Annotated in this window: 21 protein-coding genes; 16 read left to right on the forward strand and 5 right to left on the reverse strand. The window is 73.1% G+C overall.

From position 1 onward, the window contains the following. Nucleotides 1-4: 4 nt before the first annotated feature. From ACQEVJ_RS14100 to ACQEVJ_RS14110, 3 genes are all read right to left on the reverse strand, one after another. Complete coding sequence (locus ACQEVJ_RS14100) at nucleotides 5-976, reverse strand: hypothetical protein (protein WP_433100945.1); 972 nt, start codon at nucleotides 974-976, stop codon at nucleotides 5-7. A gap of 12 nt (nucleotides 977-988) precedes the next feature. Further along, nucleotides 989-1,495, reverse strand: a complete 507-nt coding sequence (locus ACQEVJ_RS14105; RefSeq protein ID WP_433100947.1) for a SigE family RNA polymerase sigma factor — start codon at nucleotides 1,493-1,495, stop codon at nucleotides 989-991. Between the two features lie 127 nt (nucleotides 1,496-1,622). Next, a complete protein-coding gene (locus tag ACQEVJ_RS14110; protein ID WP_433100949.1) occupies nucleotides 1,623-1,934 on the reverse strand; it encodes a spore germination protein GerW family protein in 312 nt (103 codons plus the stop codon). Nucleotides 1,935-1,988: 54 nt separating this feature from the next. Between ACQEVJ_RS14110 and ACQEVJ_RS14115 the strand changes: the two genes are divergently transcribed. Continuing rightward, nucleotides 1,989-2,921: a GNAT family N-acetyltransferase gene (locus tag ACQEVJ_RS14115; RefSeq protein WP_433100951.1), complete on the forward strand. Its 933-nt coding sequence runs from the start codon at nucleotides 1,989-1,991 to the stop codon at nucleotides 2,919-2,921. Between the two features lie 71 nt (nucleotides 2,922-2,992). Next, nucleotides 2,993-4,336 carry an NADP-specific glutamate dehydrogenase gene (gene gdhA, locus ACQEVJ_RS14120; protein WP_433100953.1) on the forward strand — a complete coding sequence of 448 codons (1,344 nt, stop codon included), beginning with the start codon at nucleotides 2,993-2,995 and terminating at the stop codon, nucleotides 4,334-4,336. Nucleotides 4,337-4,352: 16 nt separating this feature from the next. Here the strand turns inward: gdhA and ACQEVJ_RS14125 are convergent, their stop codons facing one another. Next, nucleotides 4,353-5,750, reverse strand: coding sequence for an MFS transporter (locus ACQEVJ_RS14125; RefSeq protein ID WP_433100955.1), 1,398 nt, complete (start codon nucleotides 5,748-5,750; stop codon nucleotides 4,353-4,355). A 102-nt stretch (nucleotides 5,751-5,852) separates the two neighbouring features. On the opposite strand from ACQEVJ_RS14125, the gene ACQEVJ_RS14130 reads away from it, so the two are divergent. The 4 genes from ACQEVJ_RS14130 (at nucleotide 5,853) to ACQEVJ_RS14145 (ending at nucleotide 8,594) form a co-directional block, all read left to right on the forward strand. Continuing rightward, a complete protein-coding gene (locus ACQEVJ_RS14130) occupies nucleotides 5,853-6,740 on the forward strand; it encodes a helix-turn-helix transcriptional regulator (RefSeq protein WP_433100957.1) in 888 nt (295 codons plus the stop codon). 10 nt (nucleotides 6,741-6,750) lie between these two features. Beyond that, nucleotides 6,751-7,122, forward strand: a complete 372-nt coding sequence (locus tag ACQEVJ_RS14135; RefSeq protein ID WP_433100959.1) for a VOC family protein — start codon at nucleotides 6,751-6,753, stop codon at nucleotides 7,120-7,122. A 34-nt stretch (nucleotides 7,123-7,156) separates the two neighbouring features. Then, nucleotides 7,157-7,519: a DUF2203 domain-containing protein gene (locus ACQEVJ_RS14140; RefSeq protein WP_433100961.1), complete on the forward strand. Its 363-nt coding sequence runs from the start codon at nucleotides 7,157-7,159 to the stop codon at nucleotides 7,517-7,519. 343 nt (nucleotides 7,520-7,862) lie between these two features. Beyond that, complete coding sequence (locus ACQEVJ_RS14145; RefSeq protein ID WP_433100963.1) at nucleotides 7,863-8,594, forward strand: GNAT family N-acetyltransferase; 732 nt, start codon at nucleotides 7,863-7,865, stop codon at nucleotides 8,592-8,594. A gap of 13 nt (nucleotides 8,595-8,607) precedes the next feature. Here ACQEVJ_RS14145 and ACQEVJ_RS14150 read toward each other — a convergent pair whose 3' ends face one another. Continuing rightward, entirely contained in the window at nucleotides 8,608-9,483 is an 876-nt protein-coding gene (locus ACQEVJ_RS14150; protein ID WP_433100965.1) for a sirohydrochlorin chelatase, read from the reverse strand. A 213-nt stretch (nucleotides 9,484-9,696) separates the two neighbouring features. Between ACQEVJ_RS14150 and ACQEVJ_RS14155 the strand changes: the two genes are divergently transcribed. The 10 genes from ACQEVJ_RS14155 to ACQEVJ_RS14200 are packed head-to-tail and all read left to right on the forward strand — an operon-like array spanning nucleotide 9,697 to nucleotide 20,453. Then, complete coding sequence (locus tag ACQEVJ_RS14155; RefSeq protein ID WP_433100967.1) at nucleotides 9,697-10,740, forward strand: LacI family DNA-binding transcriptional regulator; 1,044 nt, start codon at nucleotides 9,697-9,699, stop codon at nucleotides 10,738-10,740. Then, entirely contained in the window at nucleotides 10,737-11,642 is a 906-nt protein-coding gene (locus tag ACQEVJ_RS14160) for a carbohydrate ABC transporter permease (RefSeq protein WP_433100969.1), read from the forward strand. Before ACQEVJ_RS14155 ends, ACQEVJ_RS14160 begins: the two co-directional genes overlap by 4 nt. Before the next feature lies 1 nt (nucleotide 11,643). After that, a complete protein-coding gene (locus ACQEVJ_RS14165; RefSeq protein WP_433100971.1) occupies nucleotides 11,644-12,462 on the forward strand; it encodes a carbohydrate ABC transporter permease in 819 nt (272 codons plus the stop codon). A gap of 31 nt (nucleotides 12,463-12,493) precedes the next feature. Beyond that, complete coding sequence (locus ACQEVJ_RS14170) at nucleotides 12,494-13,801, forward strand: ABC transporter substrate-binding protein (protein WP_433100973.1); 1,308 nt, start codon at nucleotides 12,494-12,496, stop codon at nucleotides 13,799-13,801. Next, entirely contained in the window at nucleotides 13,798-14,760 is a 963-nt protein-coding gene (locus tag ACQEVJ_RS14175) for an ADP-ribosylglycohydrolase family protein (protein ID WP_433100975.1), read from the forward strand. Before ACQEVJ_RS14170 ends, ACQEVJ_RS14175 begins: the two co-directional genes overlap by 4 nt. 33 nt (nucleotides 14,761-14,793) lie before the next feature. Beyond that, entirely contained in the window at nucleotides 14,794-15,789 is a 996-nt protein-coding gene (locus tag ACQEVJ_RS14180; protein ID WP_433100977.1) for an ADP-ribosylglycohydrolase family protein, read from the forward strand. Between the two features lie 59 nt (nucleotides 15,790-15,848). Further along, nucleotides 15,849-17,033 (forward strand): ADP-ribosylglycohydrolase family protein, encoded by a 1,185-nt coding sequence (locus ACQEVJ_RS14185; protein ID WP_433100979.1) that lies wholly within the window; start codon nucleotides 15,849-15,851, stop codon nucleotides 17,031-17,033. Next, complete coding sequence (locus ACQEVJ_RS14190; RefSeq protein ID WP_433100981.1) at nucleotides 17,030-18,382, forward strand: ADP-ribosylglycohydrolase family protein; 1,353 nt, start codon at nucleotides 17,030-17,032, stop codon at nucleotides 18,380-18,382. Before ACQEVJ_RS14185 ends, ACQEVJ_RS14190 begins: the two co-directional genes overlap by 4 nt. Continuing rightward, nucleotides 18,379-19,275: a ribokinase gene (locus tag ACQEVJ_RS14195; RefSeq protein WP_433100983.1), complete on the forward strand. Its 897-nt coding sequence runs from the start codon at nucleotides 18,379-18,381 to the stop codon at nucleotides 19,273-19,275. Before ACQEVJ_RS14190 ends, ACQEVJ_RS14195 begins: the two co-directional genes overlap by 4 nt. 2 nt (nucleotides 19,276-19,277) lie before the next feature. Then, on the forward strand, nucleotides 19,278-20,453 hold the full coding sequence (locus tag ACQEVJ_RS14200; RefSeq protein WP_433112719.1) for a CaiB/BaiF CoA transferase family protein: 1,176 nt from the start codon (nucleotides 19,278-19,280) through the stop codon (nucleotides 20,451-20,453). The last annotated feature ends 125 nt before the right edge of the window (nucleotides 20,454-20,578 follow it).

Here is a 20,578-nt window from a genome sequence, read left to right on the forward strand (position 1 = left end):
CGCGTCAGCCGATCACGTGGGTCGTCCAGCCGCGTTCGTCGGCGCCGAGCAGGGTGATCCGGTCGAGCAGTCCTTGCGGACCGCCGATCGCGCGCAGCGACACGGGCACCGGACCGTCGACCTGCACGCACAGGTCGAGGCCGGTGGCGCTCGTGCACGTGCTCTTCGGAGGCTTCGGGGAGCCTCCTTCCGGGCTGACGCTCACCGTGACGGGCAGATTGTTCGCCCAGAGGAACAACTGGAGTTCCCACGCGCCGGTGCCGCGTAGCGGGGGCCGCCAGAAATGCACTTCCGTGAGGCGGGCGCCGGCGGGCAGGCCGTCGATGCGCAGCGGCAGCGGCACGGCCCGGTCGCCGACGGTCACGCCGGCCGCGACGCGCAGCAGGACCTCCTGCGGATCGGCGACGTTCAGGTAGTAGGCCTGCAGCTCGGCCCACTGGCCGCTCGCGGTCCGCCAGCGCAGGTAGGTGTCGCCTCCGTTGAGAGGGTCGGATGCGTCGTGGGTGACCCAGTAGGCGGGGCGGCCGCCGACCCGGGCGGACACGGCGACCTGTTCCATGCCATCGGCGAACTCCTCCAGCTCCGGTTCGGCGGCGTACAGGCTGAGAATGATCCGGGCGCCGAAGTCGCCTTTCCCTCGCGCCAGTATCTGGTCTCCGTGCGGCCCCGCCTGGTAGCCGACCCCGGCGATCGGCTCTGGCAACCAGCCGAACGAGGCGTGCGCGATCAGCGGGGCGGATCCGGTGGACAGCGTCACCGCCGAGATCGCCTCCGGCGCCGGCCTGACGAGCGGCATGGCCGCCAGCCCGACGGTCAGGGCGGCGGCGCCCATGCTGCCGATCGTCCAGGCCCGACGACGGCGCAACCTCCTTCGTCCTGTTTCGCGTGCACGGGCGAGGTCCAGGTTCATCGGTGGCGCGGGCGCCTGCGCCAGCATCTTGAGCTCCGCGGCCAGGTCCGCGATGTCGCCGGTCATGGTCATCACCCTCTAAGCGACGGGACGGGGCTGGAGGAGACGGCGCAGGGTGTCGATGCCGCGCGCCGTCTGGCTCTTCACGTTGCCGGTCGAGCAGCCCAGTGTCCGTGCCGCCTCCTCGACGCTGAGGTCGCAGAAATACCGGAGGACGACGGTGGCCCGCTGGCGCGGGGGCAGAGCGGCCAGGGCCGCCCGCAGGTCGAGCGCCGCGTCGACGTCGTCCTCGCGTTCCGCGACGTCGTCGTGGGAGCCGAGCAGCACGGTCAGACGCGCCAATGGCGCTCGCCGTTCGGCCAGGAACGTGTTGACGAGCGTCCTACGGGCGTAGCCGTCGACGTTGTCCGCCCGGCCGGCCCGGTGCCAGTTGGTGTAGAGCTTCGTCACGGTGGCCTGCACGAGGTCGTCGGCCGCGTGCCAGTCGCCGCACAACAGGTAGGCGACCTTGCGCAGCCACAGCGCCCTCGCCGTCACGTACTCGGTGAACTCGGCGTCCCGCGCCGGACTTTCCCCCATGTGCATCCGCCCCCCTTCCGTGGCCGCGGGCGTGCTCGCCTCTCTGATGCGCGCGACGCCTCGGAGGTTGCACGGCAGGCCGAGATCGCTCTCGTGGGCGCCTTCGGCTACGGCTCGGGCAGCGGGGCGGTCCTCAGCGGGGGCGGCGGGTGACGGCGTAGACGATCAGGGCGAGGCCCGCGAGGATCTGGCCGCCCAGGATGAGACGGTTGAGATCGAAGGCCGGCTGCCAGCGCACGTCGCCGTCCTTGAGGACGAACATCCCGACCGGCCTGTTGACGACGCCACCGCCTCCTCCGGCGGTCTCGCCACCCTTCTTCTCCGGGCTGCGGCCGAAGCCGCCCCCCGCGCGCACCGCCGCGACGGGAATGAAGGTCACCCCGTCCTTCTCGTACGGCTCGCCGAAGACGCGCTGGCCGGTCAGCTTCCTGAGCAGTGGTTCCATGTCGCCAATTCTCCGGCAAGCCGCCCACAAGTCGCTATCCGTACAAACAGGGGTGTGAACGACTACGACATCCGGCGGCCGACGACCGCCGACGCGGCGGCCATCCACGAACTGGTCGCCGAGCACGACATCGAAGTGACCGGCAAGCCCGACTGGACGCTCGACGACATCGCCGACACCCTCGGCGAGCTGGACCTGGAGCACGACAGCTGGGTGGTCCGCTCCGGCGGGCGGCTCCTCGGCTGGGGCTACGCCATGCGCAAGGGCGCGAGCGACAACGTGGACATCGACGTGCAGGCGCGGGAGCCCGGCGCGGCCGGCCTGCTGTGGGACCTGGTGCTCGGCCGGGCCGGGGACCTCGCCCGCGAGGCGGGGCACGACCACGCGGTCGTCGACGTCAGCCTCTACGAGCGGGACACGGTCATGCGCGAGGCCGCCAAGGAGCGCGGCTTCGCGCCCGCGACCAGCTTCCACCGCATGCGGACCGACCACGCCGGCGTACGGCCCCTCTTCCTGCCCGGGGTCACGGTCGAGACCGGCTCGTCCGACGGCGAGGAGGTGCTGCGCACGGCGCACGCCGTCCAGCAGGAGGGGTTCGCCGAGCACTTCGGGTTCGTGCCGAAGACGTTCGGCGAGTGGGCAGACGAGATGGAGTCGTCCAGCGCGAACGACTGGACGCAGCTGCTGCTTGCCCGCGTCCACGGCGAGCCCGCGGCCATGCTGCTCGGCACCAACCACTTCGTGCCCGACGAGAACTGCGGCTACGTCCGCACACTGGCGGTGCGGCCCGCCTTCCGCGGGCGTGGTCTCGGGCGGCTGCTGCTCACGCGGGCCTTCGAGGCCGACGAGCGGCGCGGACGGGTGGGCACGATCCTGCACGTGGACAGCAACAACACCACTCCCGCACTCGGCCTGTACCGCTCGGTCGGAATGCGGCCGGTGCTCGTCATCGATGTATGGCGGGCCCTCGTGCGTCCCACACGCTGAGATGTGCTTGCTCACGACCCGGATACCTCTACTGTGAAACAGGGAGAAACCAGACAACTAGGGAGTGGTTGATGCTGCACGAAAGGCTCGAGTCGGTATACGACAACGTCCTGCGCCGCAATTCCGGTGAGATCGAGTTTCACCAGGCCGTGCGCGAGGTGCTGGAGAGCATCGGCCCGGTGCTCGGCAAGCACCCGGAGTACGCGGAGCAGAAGATCATCGAGCGGATCTTCGAGCCGGAACGGCAGATCATCTTCCGGGTGCCCTGGGAGGACGACCGGGGCGAGGTGCACATCAACCGTGGATTCCGGGTCGAGTTCAACAGCGCGCTCGGGCCGTACAAGGGCGGACTGCGCTTCCACCCCTCCGTCTACCTCGGCATAATCAAGTTCCTGGCGGTCGAGCAGATCTTCAAGAACAGCCTGACCGGCCTGCCGATAGGCGCAGGCAAGGGCGGCGCGGACTTCGACCCGAAGGGCCGCTCCGACCGGGAGATCATGCGCTTCTGCCAGAGCTTCATGACCGAGCTGTACCGGCACCTGGGTGAGTACACCGACGTGCCCGCGGGGGACATCGGCGTCGGGGGACGGGAGATCGGCTACCTGTTCGGCCAGTACAAGCGCATCACCAACCGGTACGAGTCCGGCGTCATCACCGGCAAGGGGCTGACCTACGGTGGCGCCCAGGTGCGCACCGAGGCCACCGGCTACGGCTGCGCGTTCTTCGTCGAGGAGATGCTCAAGGCCCGGGGCACGTCGTTCGACGGCAAGCGCGTGGTCGTCTCGGGCTCGGGCAACGTCGCCGTCTACGCCATAGAGAAGGTGCGCGAGCTGGGCGGCGTCGTCGTGGCCTGCTCCGACTCCTCCGGCTATGTGGTGGACGAGAAGGGCATCGACCTCGACCTCCTCAAGCAGGTCAAGGAGGTCGAGCGGCGCCGCCTCAGCGATTACGCCGAGCGCCGGGGCGTGGAGGCGACGTACGTCGCCGGGCACAGCGTGTGGGAGGTGCCCTGCGAGGTGGCGCTGCCGTCGGCCACGCAGAACGAGATCACCGGCAAGGACGCCGAGGCGCTGGTGCGGGGCGGGTGCGTCGCGGTCGGCGAGGGCGCCAACATGCCCACCACGCCCGAGGGTATCCGGGTGTTCCAGGAGGCCGGGGTGGCCTTCGGTCCCGGCAAGGCCGCCAACGCGGGCGGCGTGGCCACCAGCGCCCTGGAGATGCAGCAGAACGCCAGCCGCGACTCGTGGACGTTCGAGTACTCGGAGCGGAAGCTCCAGGAGATCATGAGCGACATCCACGCCCGCTGCCTGGAGACGGCCGATACGTACGGCATGCCGGGCGACTACGTGGCGGGCGCCAACATCGACGGCTTCAGGAGGGTGGCGGACGCGATGCTCGCCCTCGGCCTCATCTGAGCGCTCGTCCGAGTGCTCATCCGGGGTTTCGACGGGTGCGCAGGAGAGGAAGCGCGCACCCGCCCGCGGCCAGTGAGACCGCGGCCAGTGACAGCGACGTCACCGTGGCGGCGTGCGCGGACGGGGTGAGGCTGAGGAACAGCGTGCCGAAGACGGCCACGCCGACGACCTGGCCGAGCTGGAGCGTCATCGCCAGCAGGCCGCTGGCGTCGGGCGCGTCTGCGGGCGCGACCCGGGCCAGCGCCACCGCCATGAGCGGGCTGAACGTGCCCGCCATGCCGGCCCCGATGGCCACGAAGCTGATCTCCAGCAGCGGCTCGCCGTGGCCGCCGCCGGCCAGCGCCCACGTCAGGGCCAGCTCACCGGCGGCGGTCACGACTGCGGACACGACGATCATCGGCCGGTGCAGGCGGGCCGGTAGCCGCTTCCAGTTGAGGCTGGTGAGCCCGAAGGCGGCGGCCGCGGGGATGAACAGGCAGCCCGCCCGCAGGGCGCTGTCGCCGAGGCCGCCCTGCAGGTGGAGGGCCATGGCGAACAGCCAGCCGCCGTACGCCGCCATGACGAGGAAGACGCCCGACGCGGCGGCGGCCACCCCGGGGGCGCGCAACAGGCGGCCGGGGACGAGCGGATGCGCGGCCCGCCGCTCCACGAGCAGGAACGCGCAGAACGCGAGAACCGACAGGCCCATCGCGACCCACCCCCACAGTGGCCAGTCCTCCTCGTGTCCGAGCACGAGCGGCACGACCAGCAGGCAGACGGCGAGCGACAGGGTGACCAGGCCGGGCACGTCGAGCCCCTGCTCACGCCGTACGTGCGCGGCGGGCAGAGTCCGGGCGCCGACGGCCAGCAGCGCGAGCCCGATCGGCACGTTGACCAGGAAGACCGGCCGCCAGGCCGTGCCGAACAGGTCGGCGGTCACCAGCAGTCCGCCGAACACCTGGCCGACGACCGCGCCCGCCGAGATGACCGTGGCGTAGACGCCGAGCGCCCGCCCCCGCGCGGCGCCGTCGAAGGTGACCTGGATCAGGCTGAGCACCTGGGGCACCATCAGGGCGGCTCCCGCGCCCTGCACCAGCCGGAAGGCGATCAGCACGCCGGTCGACGGGGCGAGCCCGCACATCAGCGACGCGGCCGTGAACACCACGAGCCCGGTGAGGAACAGCCGCCGGTAGCCGAGCAGCCCCCCGAGGCGTGCCCCGCTGATCAGCAGCATCGCGTACGCCACGGTGTAGCCGGAGATGACGAGTTGCAGCCCGGAGCCGGTGGCCCCGAGGTCGGCGCGCATCGTGGGCGCGGCGACGTTGACGATGGTGGCGTCGAGGATGGCCATGAACTGCCCCGCCAGGATGACGGTGAGCAGCAGTGCCGACGAGGTTCGCCGCGCGGCCGGCGCACGGGTGGTGACAGTGGTCATGGCGGCAACGATGCGACCGCCGCGATACCGGTAACGAGAGCCTGCCGATACTGGTACTGCCACCACCTGGCAACGCGGTCGCGCACTCGCCAGGATGGAGAGGTGACGACGGGGACCCGCACAAGGCAGACCAGGCGCGAGGAGCTCGCGGCCTTCCTGCGCAGCAGGCGCGAGCGGATCCGGCCCGAGGACGTCGGGCTGCCGCCCGGCCTGCGCCGCCGTACGCCGGGCCTGCGGCGGGAGGAGGTCGCCCAGCTCGCGGGCGTGGGCGTGACCTGGTACACGTGGCTGGAGCAGGGCCGCCCCATCAACGCGTCGGTGCAGGTGCTCGACGCCGTCGCCCGCACGCTGCGGCTGGACGCGGCCGAGCGGGAGCACCTCTACCGGCTGGCGGACATGCCGGAGATCGCCGATCCGGCCGGTGACGGGGACTGTCTGGACGCCGAGGTGCACACCATCCTGCGCCAGCTCGACCCCTTGCCGGCCTGCGTCTACAACGGCCGCTACGACCTGCTGGCCTGGAACGCCGCGTACGGCACGATCTTCGCGTCGGTGGTCGCCCGGCCGCGGCTCGAGCGCAACGTCCTGTGGCGGGTGTTCACGATGCCGGAGTGCTGCTGCCCGCTCGTCAACAAGGAGGAGGAGCTTCCCCAGATGGTCGCCACCCTGCGGGCGGCCTTCGGCAGGCACGTGGGCGAGCCGGCGTGGACGGGCTTCGTCACCCGGCTGTCGGCGGCCAGCCCGGACTTCGCCCGGATGTGGGCGATGCACGACGTGGCCAGGCCGGGCGTCAGGATGAAGCTGTTCAAGCACTCGTCGGTGGGCCTGATCCGCCTGACGTCCACCAGCATGGCGCTGGCGGCGCCGCCGGAGACCCGCATCGTGGTCTACACGCCGATGGACGACGAGAGCCGCCGGCACGTCGAATGGCTGACGGTCCATCCGGAGGTCGCCCACTGCCCGCGGCATGGGGAGCCGCTCCCGGGGTAAAGCCGGGGCCATGGCCTGTCGTATCAGCGAACTCGTCGTCGACTCCCATGACCCCGAGCTGCTCGCCGCGTTCTGGTGCGAGGTGCTCGGCTTCGAGGTGATCACCCGTCAGGACGGCTACGTGGAGATCGGCCCGCCGGGCACCGGCTTCGGCGGCCTCCAGCCGACGCTCGTCTTCGTGCCGGTGTCCGAGCCCACACGGGGCAAGCTGCGCCTGCACATCGACGTCAACCCGACCGACCGCGACCAGGAGGCCGAGTTGGAGCGCCTGCTCAAGATCGGCGCCGTACGGGCGGACGTGGGCCAGACCGGCGAGGAGGGCTGGCACGTGCTGGCCGACCCGGAGGGCAACGAGTTCTGCCTGCTGCGCCGCCGCCTGTGAGCCTCGCGCGGGCCGATGCTGTAGCGTCCGGAGAGTGGCGAGGATCTTCACGGTCGACGAGGCCAGGTCGCTGATGCCGGTGGTGCTTGAGCACGCCCGCGCGTTCGTCGCCGTCCGCGCCGACCTGGCCGAGCTCACCCACGACCTGCGGCACGCGGGCGCCTCACCCCTCGGCGGCGTGCCGGAGGCCAAGGGCCTGGAAGCGCGGATGGACGAGCTCCTGAGCTGGTTCGACGCCGAGGACATCGAGATCAAGGGCGTCGCCCCGCTGCTCGTCGACTTCCCCGCCGTGCTCGGCGACGTGTCCGTACGGCTGTGCTGGCTGGAGGGGGAGACCGCCCTGGGCTGGTATCACCGCAGCGACCTCGGCTTCCCCGGCCGCCGTCCCCTGCCCTGATCCCCGTTCCGTCGGGGATCAGGGGGCTCGACCGAGTATGTGCGCAGGTCGCAGACCCTGCGCTTGGTCCCGCCGAGGGCGGTGGCCGGCCGTTCATGAAGCGGCTGGTTCGGTGGTGCCGCCCGTGCTCCCGGTACGGGCACGGTGGCGGCGCAGCAGCCGCCGTGCTCCCAGTACGGCACCGGCGGTCGGGCCGATCACCACGAGCGCGCCGGCGCCGAGCCAGGGCCAGCCGATGACGGCGGCGATGACGAGGGGGGCCGTCAGGGTTGGTGCCCTCGTACTGCAGCGGGGTCCTTGGCGGGACCTTCCGTTCCGATGTTCGTCAGGCGATGCTGAGCGGGTGTCGCGGAACTCCCTGGAGCGGGCCCGTCTGCTGTGGGCGGGACTGGCCCGCGTCCCTGTCACGTTTCCCGGGCCCGGCGGCGTGACCGTGGTGGTCTCGCCCCAGTCGTGGATGTGCCCGCCGGGATGGACGGGCGTCGTGACGTTGGACGGCGCCGCCCTGGTCACCGTGCCCGAGGCCGATCTGGCCGAGCCGTTGCGCCACGCCCTGCCGGCCGATCGTATGAACCTTTCCCGGCTCCCCGCCCGGCTTTCCGCCCCGCTTTCCGCCCCGCTTTCCGTTCGCGACGTGCTGGGCCCGGCGACGCTCGCGTACCTCGACGCCGGCGACTTCGCCGCCGCCCACACCGGCACCCGGGTCGAACGCCTGCCGGCGGGCCATCCGGACATCGGCGGCCTGGTGGCCTCGGTGGGCAGGCAGGACGCCGAGGAGAGCGGCGTGGAGGAGATCGCCTCGGGGGTCTGGGTGGTCCGCGACGGCCGGGACGTGGTCGCCGCCGCCGGGTATCGCCCATGGTTGGACACGGCGGCGCAACTGTCCGTCCTGACGGCGGCGCGGTGTCGCGGTCGCGGCCTGGCTCGCGCGGTGGCCTCGGCGGCGGTGGCCGACGCGCTGGCCGACGGGCTGCTGCCGCAGTGGAGAGCGCGCGCGGAGCCGTCGCGACGGGTCGCCAGGGCCCTCGGGTTCCAGGAGGCCGGCGCCCAGATCAACCTGCTCGTGAAGCGCTGACCGGCGGCGCCGTTCAGTCCGACAGGTCGTCGAAGCCGTCGAAACCGCCGAAGGCGGCGCCGTATCGCACGCACACCATGCGGGCCACGGACTCGTGCGCGCCGAGGGGCTCGGCGCACCCGGCGCCGATCGACTCGGCGGCCGTCGTGATCCGCTCGCTGTCGGTCTCGGGGCCGATGACGTACGGCACCATGGCCAGCCGGTTGGCCCCGATGTTGCGCAGGCGCTCGGCGGCGTCGCGCACGCTCGGCTGGCCGTCCAGCGCGGCGGGGACGACGGGGAGCGTCAGACGGGCGGCCAGCAGGACGGCCGTCGCGTCGGCGCCGCGGGCGGCCTCGTCGCCCCCGGCGGTCGCGACGATGATCCCGTCGACCGGGGACGAGACGTTGAACAGGCGCATCCGGTCGGCGCGGGCCAGGCCCGCCTCGGCCAGGCGCACGTGCAGGGCCTCGGCCAGCAGCGGATGCGGGCCGAGCGGCTCGGTGACCCGCACCGCGGCCTCGCTCTGCGTCACGGCGTCCCGTACGGCGCGCAGCACGCGCGGATGGGGCCCGGTGACGAGCGGGACGACCACCGCCGCAGGTCCGTCCGCGGGCCGCTGGGCGGCGATGGACGCGAACTCCTTGGTGAGGTCGGCGCCGCCGTCGGCCAGCGAGACGATGCGAAGGTCGATCCGCGGGTTGTCGAGCCTGACGATGGAGGCGACCTCCATGGCCACGTCCCCGCTCGGGCCCACCGGATCTCCGGCCTTGCCCGGCACCGCCAGGACCAGGGCGGGGGCATCGGCGGGCAGGTCGGCGGGGAGCGGCCGTCGGTGGCGGCCGGTCCCGGGCCGAGGAGAGCGCTCTCTGGTGGGGAGCTTCGGCGGGTCCTCGTGACCTTCGTTCACATCGGCGGATTCTAGGGCGAATCTGCTCGAAGAGCAGAACCAACGCGCGGCTTGTTGCGGCTTGGTGATCTAGGCGGTTTACATGTTCGTTACTTGACGCTCTCCAAGGGACCCGGTTTGATATGGACTCATCCGGCCGTAAACGTTTACAGACCGCTGTGCGCTACCAGCCGGTAAACGATTACAGGACACTCTCTTCCAAGTGAGGTGCCGTTGACCGAGGGTCCCACGATCACCACGATCGCGCAACGCGCCGGTGTGTCGATCGCCTCGGTGTCACGGGTGCTCAACGGGCTGCCGACGCGCGAGGACACCGTGCGGCGCGTCATGCGCGCGGCCGACGAACTCGGCTACGTCCCCAACTCGGTCGCCCGTTCGCTCCGCAACCGCCGCACCGACCAGATCGCCTTCGCGATGGCCGATATCGGCAACCCGGTCTACGTGGCGATGGTGCGCGAGATCCAGCCGGTGCTGAAGGAGGCCGGCTACCGGCTCCTGATCCACTCCACGGACGGCGACGCCGAGGACGAGCTCGGCGTGCTGCGCGGGCTGCGCGAGCGCTACGTGGACGGACTCATCATCAGCCCGCTGCGGGGCGTGACCGAGGAGCACGTCGAGGCCATCGTCGCCGCGCGCGCCCCCGTCGTCGTCATCGGCTCGCTGCCGGAGGACATGCCGGAGGGCGCGCTGGTGGACAACGTGCGGACCGACTCCAGGACCGGCGTCCGGCTCGCGCTGGACCACCTGTACGCCATCGGCAGGCGGAGCATCGGCTTCCTCAACGGCCCGCTCGACACCGTTCCGGGCGCCGCCCGCGCCGCGGCCTACCGGGAGGCCCTGGAGGCGCTGGACCTGCCGTACGACGAGGACCTGGTCGAGGTGGGCGACTTCTACCGCGACAGCGGCGCGCGCGCCGCGCGGGCGCTGCTGTCGCGCGTGCCCGGCGTCGACGCGCTGATGTGCGCCAACGACCTCATCGCGCTCGGCGCGCTCGACGTGCTGCGCGAGCAGGGCAGGGACGTCCCCGGCGATGTGGCGGTGGTCGGCATGGACGACACCGACCTCGCCTCGGTGACCTGGCCGACGCTGACCAGCGTCTCGCTCGGCTCTGCCGAGCGCGGCCGGGCGGCGGCCGGGCTGCTGCTCGACCGGCTGCAGAGCGGCCCGCGCGAGCCGCGGGTGGCGGTCGTGCGGCCGAGCCTCACCATCCGCGGCTCGACCACCCTTCCCGGGACGTCGCCGGGAGGTGCCCGGTGACCGCGGTCGCAGGGCGGCCGTACGGCCGCGCAGGAGGCGGGTCGCGGCGCGGGCCGCGGTCCGGGGGCGGGCTCGTGCTGCTGCTCCCCGCGCTCGTGCCGGTGCTGGTCTTCAGCGTGGGCCCGCTGGTCTACGGCATCCTGCTGGCCTTCACCGACGCGCGGTCCGGCCGCAACACCGAGACCTCGTTCGTGGGCCTGGAGAACTTCGCCGAGCTGCTGTCGGACGGCGACTTCTGGGAGTCGTTCCGGATCGGCCTCATCTGGGGCCTGTCGGTGACCGTGCTGCAGTTCCTCGCCTCGCTGGGGCTCGCGCTGCTGCTGAACCAGGACCTGCGCCTGCGCGGCGTCGCCCGGGTGCTGGCGGTCGTGCCGTGGGCCATGCCGCCGGTGGTGGTCGGCCTGATGTGGCGGCTGGTGTACCACCCGGACGCGGGCCTGCTCAACAGCCTGTTCGGCACGAACGTCGACTGGCTGCACGACTTCTCCCTCGCGCTGCCCGCGGTCATCGTCGTGGGGGTCTGGACCGGCATGCCGCAGACCACGGTCGTGCTGCTCGCCGGCCTGCAGAGCGTGCCCAGGGAGCTGTACGAGGCGGTCAGCGTGGACGGCGCGGGCACCTGGCGGCGGTTCTGGAACGTCACGCTGCCACAGCTGCGGCCCGTCATCGTGGCCATCACCTCGCTCGACTTCGTGTGGAACATCAACCAGTTCAGCCTGGTCTACGTGCTCACCCAGGGCGGGCCGGGCGGGCGGACGAGGCTGCCCATGCTGTTCGCCTACGAGGAGGCGTTCCGGTACGGCTTCTTCGGGTACGCCGCGACGCTCGGCGTGGCGATCACGATCGTCGTGCTGGCCGTGCTGGGCCTGTACCTGTGGCGGCAGGCGCGGGAGGGAGACTGACATGACCCGCGCGCTGAAGTACCTCGCCCTGCTGGGATACGTCGTGTTCCTGGCGTTCCCGCTGCTGTGGCTGCTGTCCACGGCGCTGAAGACGCCGCAGGAGATGGCCGCCCTCGACCCCACGTGGATCCCGCGCCGGCCCACGCTGGCCAACTTCGCCGACGCCTTCGCGGAGCAGGACCTGGTCGGCGCCGGGCTGCGCAGCCTCGTCGTCGCGGTCGCCACCGCCCTGATCACGGTGGCGCTCGCGCTGCCCGCGGCGTACGCGCTGGCCCGGTTCCGCGGCACGGCCGGAAAGATCGCGATCGGCTGGGTGCTGGTCAGCCAGGTCTTCCCGGTCGTCCTGATCATCATTCCGCTGTTCATGGTGCTGCGCCGGCTGGAGCTGGTGAACACCCTCGCCGGGCTCACGGTCGTGCACGTCACGTTCGTCATGCCGTTCGCGCTGTGGATGCTGCGCGGATACGTGCGGGCGGTGCCGCGCGAGCTGGAGGAGGCGGCGGCCGTGGACGGCGCGGGGCGGTTGCGCGCGCTGGTCGCCGTCGTCGCCCCGCTGCTCGCGCCCGGCGTGGTCGCGACGCTGCTGTTCAGCTTCATCTCGTCCTGGAACGAGTTCCTGTTCGCCCTCGTGATCCTCAAGGATCCCGAGGTGGAGACCCTTCCGCTGACGCTGGTGCGCTTCGTCGGCCCGGAGGGGGTCGCCCGGCTCGGCCCGCTGGCGGCGGCGTCGCTGCTCGCGACGGTGCCGAGCCTCGTCTTCTTCGCGATCATCCAGCGGCGCCTGCGGTCCGGCCTGATGGCCGGGGCCGTCAAGGGCTGACCCGCATGGCGACCTTTGATAGGAGGTCTCAATGAAGAGATTGGGTGCCGCGCTGGCTGTGGCGGCGGTCGCGCTCGCCGCGGGATGCGGGAGCGGCGGTGACGGCGGTGGCGGCGACGCCGCGTCCGGGGAGCCGGTGAAGCTGCGCTTCCTCAGCCTGGCCTGGCAGAAGGAGTCGATCGAGGCCAACAAGCAGATCGTCGCCGACTGGAACAAGGCGAATCCGGAGATCCAGGTCGAGTACGTCCAGGGGAGCTGGGACAACGTCAACGACCAGCTCGTGACGTCGTTCGAGGCCGGCGACCCGCCGGACGTCATCCACGACGACTCCCCGGCGCTGTCGAGCTTCGCCTCGCGGGGCTTCCTGCTCGACCTCACCGGCAAGGTCCCCGCCGAGCTGAAGAGCGACATCCCGCAGGCCGCGTGGGACACGGTCACCTTCTCCGACGGCAAGAGCGGCCAGGGCGTGTACGGCGTGCCGTTCCTGCAGGAGTCGCAGGTGCTCATCGCCAACAAGAAGCTGCTCGACGGCGCCGGCGTGCGGGTGCCCTCCCCGGACTCCCCGTGGACGTGGGACGAGTTCGCCGACGTGGCGAAGAAGCTCACCAAGAAGGGCGCGTACGGCGTGGCCTGGCCGATGAAGTCGCCGGTCAACAAGGTGCTGAACCTGGCGCTCAACTTCGGCGGCACCTTCTTCGACACGCAGAACGGCAAGACCACGGTGAAGGTCGGGCCGCAGGAGCGCGAGGTGCTCCAGCGCATCCACGACCAGCTCTACACCGACAAGTCGGCCGACCCGTCCGCGCTCGGCATGGGCACCGCCGACCCGCTGCCGGGCTTCTTCGCCGGCAAGTACGCGATCGTCCCGGCCGGGGTGTACCTGCGCCAGCAGGTCGCCGAGCAGGCGCCGAGCGGGTTCGAGTGGGTCACGCTGCCGCCGCTGAAGGGGCAGAGCTCCCAGCAGGGAGCGGTCTCCCAGACGCTGTCGGTCGCGGCCGACAGCAAGCAGCCCGACGAGGCGCTGAAGTTCATCGCCTACTTCCTGAACGGCCCCAACCAGGCGAAGCTGGCCAAGGGTGACTGGCTGCTGCCCACCAGCACGACCGCCGCGCAGGACCCCGCGCTCACCACGAAGGAGAACGGCTGGGACGTCGCCACCGCCTCCGCGAAGGACCTCGTCGTCGCGCCGTTCCTCAAGGTGAACGGGTTCGACGAGTGGAAGAGCAAGGTGGCCACGCCGGCGATGCAGGAGTACTTCGCCGACAAGATCAGCCTGGACGAGCTGGCCAAGCGGCTCGTCGAGGAGGGGAACAAGGTGCTGGAGCGGTACACCCGGTGATCTCCGTCCGCGACCGCGCCCGGGGCTGTCTGCTCGGCCTCGCCGCCGGCGACGCCCTGGGCGCTCCTGCGGAGAACCTCGCTCCGGAGGAGATCGCCAACCGGTGGGGCGTGCTCACCGAGATCGAGCGCGGCGGCACCGACGACACCGAGTACACGATCTTCGCCGCCACCGTGCTCCTGCGCCACGGCCACGCGCTCACTTCCGAGGACGTGGCGCGGGCCTGGCGCGAGGAGATCGTGGCGCGGCTCGACGGGCCGATGCGCGGTGCGGGATTCTCCGAGCTCGGCACCGTCGAGGCCCTGCGCCGCGGCCTGGAGCCGCCGCTCACCGGCCGGTGGCACGCCCACGGCTGGTCCGACGGCCTGGCCATGCGGGCCGCGCCGTACGGGATCTTCGCGGCGGGCGACCCGGACGAGGCGGCGCGGCTGGCGGAGACCGACGGGCGGGTGAGCCACACCGGCGAGGGGATACTCGGCGGCCGGGCGGTGGCCGCGGCGGTCGCGGTCGCGATGACCGGCGCCCCGCCCGGCGAGGTGACCGAGGCGGCCCTGCGGGCGGTCCCGGAGGACTCCTGGACGGCCCGCAACCTCCGCGCCGCGCTCGACGTCGCCGCCCGCACGCCCCGCGCCCTCCTGGGACGTGCCCTGCACGACACGGTCGTGGTGGCGCACTACCCGTGGACGGACCTGGCGCCCGAGGCGGTCGCCCTCGCGTTCGCCGCCTACGCGGCGGGCGGCGGGGAGGTCGAGGCGTCGGTCGTCACGGCGGCCAACCTCGGCAGGGACGCCGACACCACCGCCGCCGTCGCCGGGGCCCTCGCGGGGGCGGGCCGCGGCGAGGCGGCGGTGCCCGCGCGCTGGGCCGAGCGCATCGGCCCGGTGGCGGGCCGGTGCCTGCCCGTGGTCGCCGGACGGGACGTCCGCGACGTCGCCGACGAGATCGTGAAAGGAATGTAGGACCACATGTCATCGGGGGAGAGGTTTGACCGTGTGAAGGGGACATTCGCCGGTCTCGCCGCCGGCGACGCGGCCGGGTGGCCGGCGGCCCGGCACCGGTCCACCCTGCTGGCGGGCTGGAGCAGGCGGCTGCACCGGGAACTCGACGCGTTCGCCGAGGAGCACCAGGTCACCACGCTGCCGGTGCCGTTCGCGCTGAACCAGCCGGTGGCGCCGCTGGCGGTCGGCCCGTCGGACGACGCCGAGTGGCTGGCCTGGACGGCCCTGACGATCCGGGAGGACCGGGCGGAGGCGTTCGGCCGCCTCGCGGGCCGCGACGACGTCCGGGCGCGCGTCTCGGTGTGGGCGGCGCTCGACAACCTGGCGGCAGGCAAGCGCCCGCCCGCCAGCGGGCACGACAACCCCCACCACTTCGACGACGCGGCGGCCGTGCGGGCCGTCGCCTTCGGCGCGGCCGGGCTGGACCCGCTGGAGGACGCGTGCGTCACCAACGCGGAGGACGGCGTGCTCGCCGCAGTCGCGATGGCCCGTGCGGTGGCGGCGCTGGTGGACGGCGCGCGGATGGCCGACGCGGTGGAGGCGGCGCTCGGCGCGCTGCCGGCCGGCACGGCCATCGGGCACGCGGCGCGCGAGGCGCTCGCGGCGGCGCGGGCGGCCGGATCGCCCTTCGCCGCCGTCCCGGCCCTGGACGCCGCCGTGCTCGACCACGTCTACAGCTACGGCGTCGCCGCCGCGCAGACGGTGCCGATCGCGCTGGCCCTCGCGGACGCCGCCGTCTCCTCCGCCGGAGGGACGCCCGGTGTGGAGGAGTTCAGCGCGGAGGCGTTCGGCGCGGGCGTCTCGGCGGCGGCCTGCCTCGCGCCGGTCGCCGACTCCGCGCCCGCGCTCACGGGCGCGCTGCTCGGCTGCGCCGCGGGGCACGACGCGCTGCCCGCCGCCTGGCGCGAGCGGGTCCGCACCCTGGCGGGTTGCTGCCTGCCGGAGCTCGCGGGAACCGACCTGCTGGACATCGCCGGGCGACTCGTATGAGGCCCGTCGCATCAGGCGTAGAGACCGACGTCACGCGTATGGACAAGGGGGAGGACTTGATGACGCCGCTGGAGGACCCGCCGGCCGATGTGCTGGCCGACAAGGCGGTCGGGTGTGTGGCGGGCGCCGCGGTGGGCGACGCGCTCGGCGGGGCCACCGAGGGATGGACGCCCGAGCAGATCCAGGAGCGCTACGGGGGCCGTGTCCGCGGCGTCGTCCCTCCCTTCAACGAGGACTGGCGCAACGCCCGCCCGATCGCGCCGTACCACAAGGGGGACGGCCACGTCACCGACGACACGTTGATGACGCACGCCCTCATCCGGGTGTACGAGCGGGTCGGCGGCCACCTCGACGCCTACGCCGCCGCCGAGCACCTGGTGCCCGAGATGATGGGGGAGAAGCGCTGGATCCCCGAGCTGGAGGCCGAGGCGCTGCCGCTCCACCGGGTGTTCCTCGCCGAGAAGTGGCTCGTGCTGCGGCTGCACTACGGCCACGCCGACCCCCGCGAGGCCGGCGTCGGCAACATCGTCAACTGCGGCGCCGCGATGTACATGGCTCCGGTCGGCGTCGTCAACGCGGGTGACCCCGACGGCGCGTACGCCGAGGCGATCGACCTGGCCGGGGCGCACCAGTCGAGCTACGGCCGCGAGGCGGCGGGGGTGCTCGCGGCGGCGGTCGCCGAGGCGATGCGGCCGGGGGCGACGCCCGACTCGGTCGTCGCCACCTGCCTGCGGCTCGCCCGCGACGGCACCCGGGCCGCGATCGACGCGGTCTGCTCCGTCGCCCGGGGGCTCGGACACTGGGAGGGCTCGTTCGAGGCCCTGCGGGCGGCGGTCCGGCCGTACGACACGGTGGCCGAGACCTACCGCGACCAGGGCCTGGGGGCGCGGCGGCCGAGTCGGCTGCACAGCATCGAGGAGCTGCCGCTCGCGCTCGCGTTCCTGGTGATGGCCAAGGGCGACTACCGCGAGACCGTGCTCGGCGGCGTCAACTACGGGCGCGACGCCGACTCGATCGCCTCGATGGGCGGGGCCGTCGCCGGGGCGCTCGGCGGGCGGGCCGCCGTCCCGGCCGGCTGGCTGGAGCAGGTGGCGACGGCCAGCCGTACGGACCTGGTCGGGCCGGGGCTGGCGCTCGCGGAGGTGGCGCGGCGGGTGCACCGGGCCGACCGGGAGCGCCGCCGCGCCCACGAGGCCGCCTTCGACGTCCTGCTCGCGCCGCACGGGGAGGGAGAGGTGCGATGATCCGGCTGACGTGGGTGCAGCCGGAGGACCTGGTCGGCCACGAGCTGCGGCAGGCGGCCGAGGACGGCCGTGGGGTGCTCCCGGAGGTGGCGGCGATCGGCGACCGCTGGCACGCCGCCGGGGGACACGACGCGCCGCCCCGGGCGGGCGCCTCCGCCGGGCCCGCCACTGAAGAGCTGCGCACGCTGGCCGGGGAGCTGCTCGACGAACTCGCGGCGATCCCCTCGCCGCTGCCCGAGCCCTCGGGGTTCGAGGAGATCGTCGCGAGCTGCCCGGACTGGCCCGCCTCCCGCCCGCAGATCCGTCCGGCGCCCGACCGCGTACGCGGAGCCTGGCGGGGCAGGGCGGCCGGATGCCTCCTGGGCAAGCCCGTGGAGAAGATCCCCCGCGAGGGGATCAGGGCCATCGCCGAGGCGACCGGCAACTGGCCGATCCGCGGCTGGTTCACCGCGAAGGCGCTGCCGCCGGAGATCGCGGAGCGGTGGCCGTGGAACCGCCGCAGCGCGGCCACCAGCCTCGCCGAGAACATCGACGGGGTGCCCGAGGACGACGACCTCAACTACGCGCTGCTCGCGCTCACCGTGCTCGAACGGCACGGACGGGACTTCACGACCGAGGACGTGGCGCAGACCTGGCTCGACGCGCTGCCCGCCGGGCGGGTCTTCACCGCGGAGCGGGCGGCGTACCGCAACCTGCTCATGGGTCTCGAACCCCCCGCGACCGCCGTCCATCGGAACCCGTTCCGCGAGTGGATCGGCGCGCTGATCAGGGCCGACGTGTACGGCTGGGCCAATCCGGGCGACCCGGCGGCGGCCGCGTCCCGGGCGTGGCGGGACGCCCGGCTCAGTCACACGGCCAACGGGATCTACGGCGCGATGTTCGCCGCCGCCATGTGCGCGCAGGCGCTCGTGGCCGGGGGCGTGGGCGAGGTGATCGAGGCGGGGCTGTCGGTCGTGCCGCCCGGCTCGCGCCTGGCCGAAGCCGTACGGCAGGCCGTCGCGGACGCCGCGGCGGAGCCGGACTTCGAGCGGGTCGTGGACCGGCTGTACGCGCGGCACGGGCACCTCCACTGGGTGCACACGGTCAACAACGCGGCGCTGCTGGCGGCGGCCCTCGTCCACGGCGCCGGGGACTTCGCCGCGACGGTCGGCGCTGCGGTGGCGGGAGGCTGGGACACCGACTCGGCCGCCGCCACGGCTGGGTCGATCGCCGGGGCGCTGGCGGGCGGCGTCCCGGAGCGGTGGACGACCCGGGACCGGCTGGCCAGCAGCCTGCCCGGCTTCGACGGCGTCTCCACCGCGTCGCTCGCCGCCCGCACGCTCGCGCTCATCGAAGGGGACCGACTGTGATCTCGGTGTTCGGCAGCGCCAACATGGACCTGGTGGCGTATGTCGCCCAGGCTCCCAAGCCGGGGGAGACCATCACGGGCCGGGAGTTCCGCACGATTCCCGGCGGCAAGGGGGCCAACCAGGCGATCGCCGCGGCCCGCGCGGGGGCCGACGTGGCCTTCCTCGGTGCCGTGGGCGACGACGCGTTCGGGCCGGGGCTGCGCGCCGCGCTCGCCGAGGCGGGCGTGGACACGGCCGGGCTGCGGGTCGTGCCCGGCCCCTCGGGCGTCGCCCACATCGTCGTGCAGGACGGCGGCGACAACTCGATCATCGTGGTGCCCGGCGCGAACGGCGCGGTCACGGGGCCCGCCGGGCGGGACGCGGAGGTCATCGGCCGGTCCGGCGCGCTGCTGCTGCAACTGGAGCTGCCGATGGACGCCGTTGTGGCGGCGGCTCACGTTCCCCGTGCTGTTTCGTCCCGGGCCGAGGTGATCCTGACCCCGGCCCCGGCGGTGCCGCTGCCCGCCGAACTGCTCGAGGCCGTCGACCTCATCGTGCCCAACGAGCATGAGGCGGCGGCCCTCACCGGCCGCGACGATCCCCGGGACGCGCTGGAGGCGCTGCTCGGCCTGGTCCCCGAGGCCGTCGTCACCCTGGGCGCCCGGGGCGCGCTGTACGGCTCGCGCGACGGCACTCGCCTGCGCGAGGCCGCCGTACCGGTGCGGGCGGTTGACACCACGGCGGCGGGGGACACCTTCGCGGGGGCGCTGGCCGTGGCCAGGACCGAGGGGGCCGACCCCGCGCGGGCGCTGCGCTTCGCCTCGGCCGCGGCGGCGCTGTCGGTGCAGCGGGAGGGCGCCAGCACCTCCATGCCGCACCGCCACGAGATCGACCGTCTTCTGGAGGGGCTGTGACCATGGAGGGCGGACGGAACGGGCCGCTCGACGGCGTACGGGTGATCGACGCCGCGACGTTGTTCGCCGGGCCGACCGCGGCGATGCTGCTCGGCGACTACGGCGCGGACGTCGTCAAGGTGGAGCACCCGCGCAGGCCGGACCCGTCGCGAGGGCACGGGCCCGAGGGGTTGTGGTGGAAGATGCTCGGCCGCAACAAGCGGACGATGACGCTCGACCTGTCCACCGAGGAGGGCCAGGACCTGATGGTCCGGCTCGTCGAGGACGCCGACGTGCTCATCGAGAACTTCCGCCCCGGCACGCTGGAGCGCTGGAACCTGTCCTGGGACCGGCTCAGCGAGGTCAACCCCGACCTGGTGCTCGCCCGGGTCACCGGGTTCGGCCAGTTCGGCCCGTACGCCAGGCGGCCCGGCTTCGGCACCCTCGCCGAGGCGATGAGCGGGTTCGCCGCGATGACGGGGGAGCCCGGTGGGCCGCCCACGCTGCCGCCGTTCGGGCTCGCGGACGGCATCTGCGCGCTGGCCACCGCGTTCGCCGTGATGACGGCCCTGCGGTCGGGGCACGGGCAGGTCGTCGACCTGTCGATCATCGAGCCGATCCTGACCGTGCTCGGCGCCCAGCCGACCATCTACGACCGGCTCGGCGTCGTGCCCCCGCGCACCGGCAACCGCTCGGTCAACAACGCGCCGCGCAACACCTACCGGTGCCGCGACGGCTCCTGGGTCGCGGTCTCCACCTCGGCGCAGAGCATCGCCGAACGGGTGATGCGCCTGGTCGGGCGGCCCGACCTGGTGGACGAGCCGTGGTTCGCCACCGGCTCGGGCCGGGTGGCGCACGCGGACGAGCTCGACGCGGCCGTGGCGGCGTGGGTCGGGGAGCGGACCCGGGAGGAGGTGCTGCGGGCGTTCGAGGAGGCGGAGGCCGCCGTGGCGCCGATCTACGACGTGCGCGACGTGCTGGCCGACCCGCAGCTGCGCGCGCTCGACGCGGTGACCACGGTGGAGGACCCCGAGCTGGGCCCGCTGCGGATGCAGAACGTGATGTTCCGGCTGTCGGAGACTCCGGGACGGATCCGGTGGACCGGCCGCCCGCACGGCGCCGACACCGACGAGATCCTGCACGGCCTCGGCCTGACCGGCGTGGAGATCGAGGCGCTGCGCGCCAAGGGAGTGGTGTGACATGTCACACCGTGATCGGGCATGAGCGCTGATCTTCAGGAAAGGGGTGCGGGGGATTCGCGAGGAGTTGACGCCGTGCCTGCTTCCGGGCCTTCTTCTGGTCCTTCTGCCACCCCCCTGACGTG

The sequence above is a fragment of the Microbispora sp. CA-102843 genome (assembly GCF_050936215.1).
GTDB lineage: Bacteria > Actinomycetota > Actinomycetes > Streptosporangiales > Streptosporangiaceae > Microbispora.

Bases quoted from the DNA above. Each gene is read 5' to 3' on its own strand.
- ACQEVJ_RS14100 (WP_433100945.1), bottom strand. From the start codon at position 976: ATGACCGGCGACATCGCGGACCTGGCCGCGGAGCTCAAGATGCTGGCG.
- ACQEVJ_RS14105 (WP_433100947.1), bottom strand. From the start codon at position 1,495: ATGCACATGGGGGAAAGTCCGGCGCGGGACGCCGAGTTCACCGAGTAC.
- ACQEVJ_RS14110 (WP_433100949.1), bottom strand. From the start codon at position 1,934: ATGGAACCACTGCTCAGGAAGCTGACCGGCCAGCGCGTCTTCGGCGAG.
- gdhA (WP_433100953.1), top strand. From the start codon at position 2,993: ATGCTGCACGAAAGGCTCGAGTCGGTATACGACAACGTCCTGCGCCGC.
- ACQEVJ_RS14125 (WP_433100955.1), bottom strand. From the start codon at position 5,750: ATGACCACTGTCACCACCCGTGCGCCGGCCGCGCGGCGAACCTCGTCG.
- ACQEVJ_RS14135 (WP_433100959.1), top strand. From the start codon at position 6,751: ATGGCCTGTCGTATCAGCGAACTCGTCGTCGACTCCCATGACCCCGAG.
- ACQEVJ_RS14165 (WP_433100971.1), top strand. From the start codon at position 11,644: ATGACCCGCGCGCTGAAGTACCTCGCCCTGCTGGGATACGTCGTGTTC.
- ACQEVJ_RS14170 (WP_433100973.1), top strand. From the start codon at position 12,494: ATGAAGAGATTGGGTGCCGCGCTGGCTGTGGCGGCGGTCGCGCTCGCC.
- ACQEVJ_RS14185 (WP_433100979.1), top strand. From the start codon at position 15,849: ATGACGCCGCTGGAGGACCCGCCGGCCGATGTGCTGGCCGACAAGGCG.
- ACQEVJ_RS14190 (WP_433100981.1), top strand. From the start codon at position 17,030: ATGATCCGGCTGACGTGGGTGCAGCCGGAGGACCTGGTCGGCCACGAG.
- ACQEVJ_RS14200 (WP_433112719.1), top strand. From the start codon at position 19,278: ATGGAGGGCGGACGGAACGGGCCGCTCGACGGCGTACGGGTGATCGAC.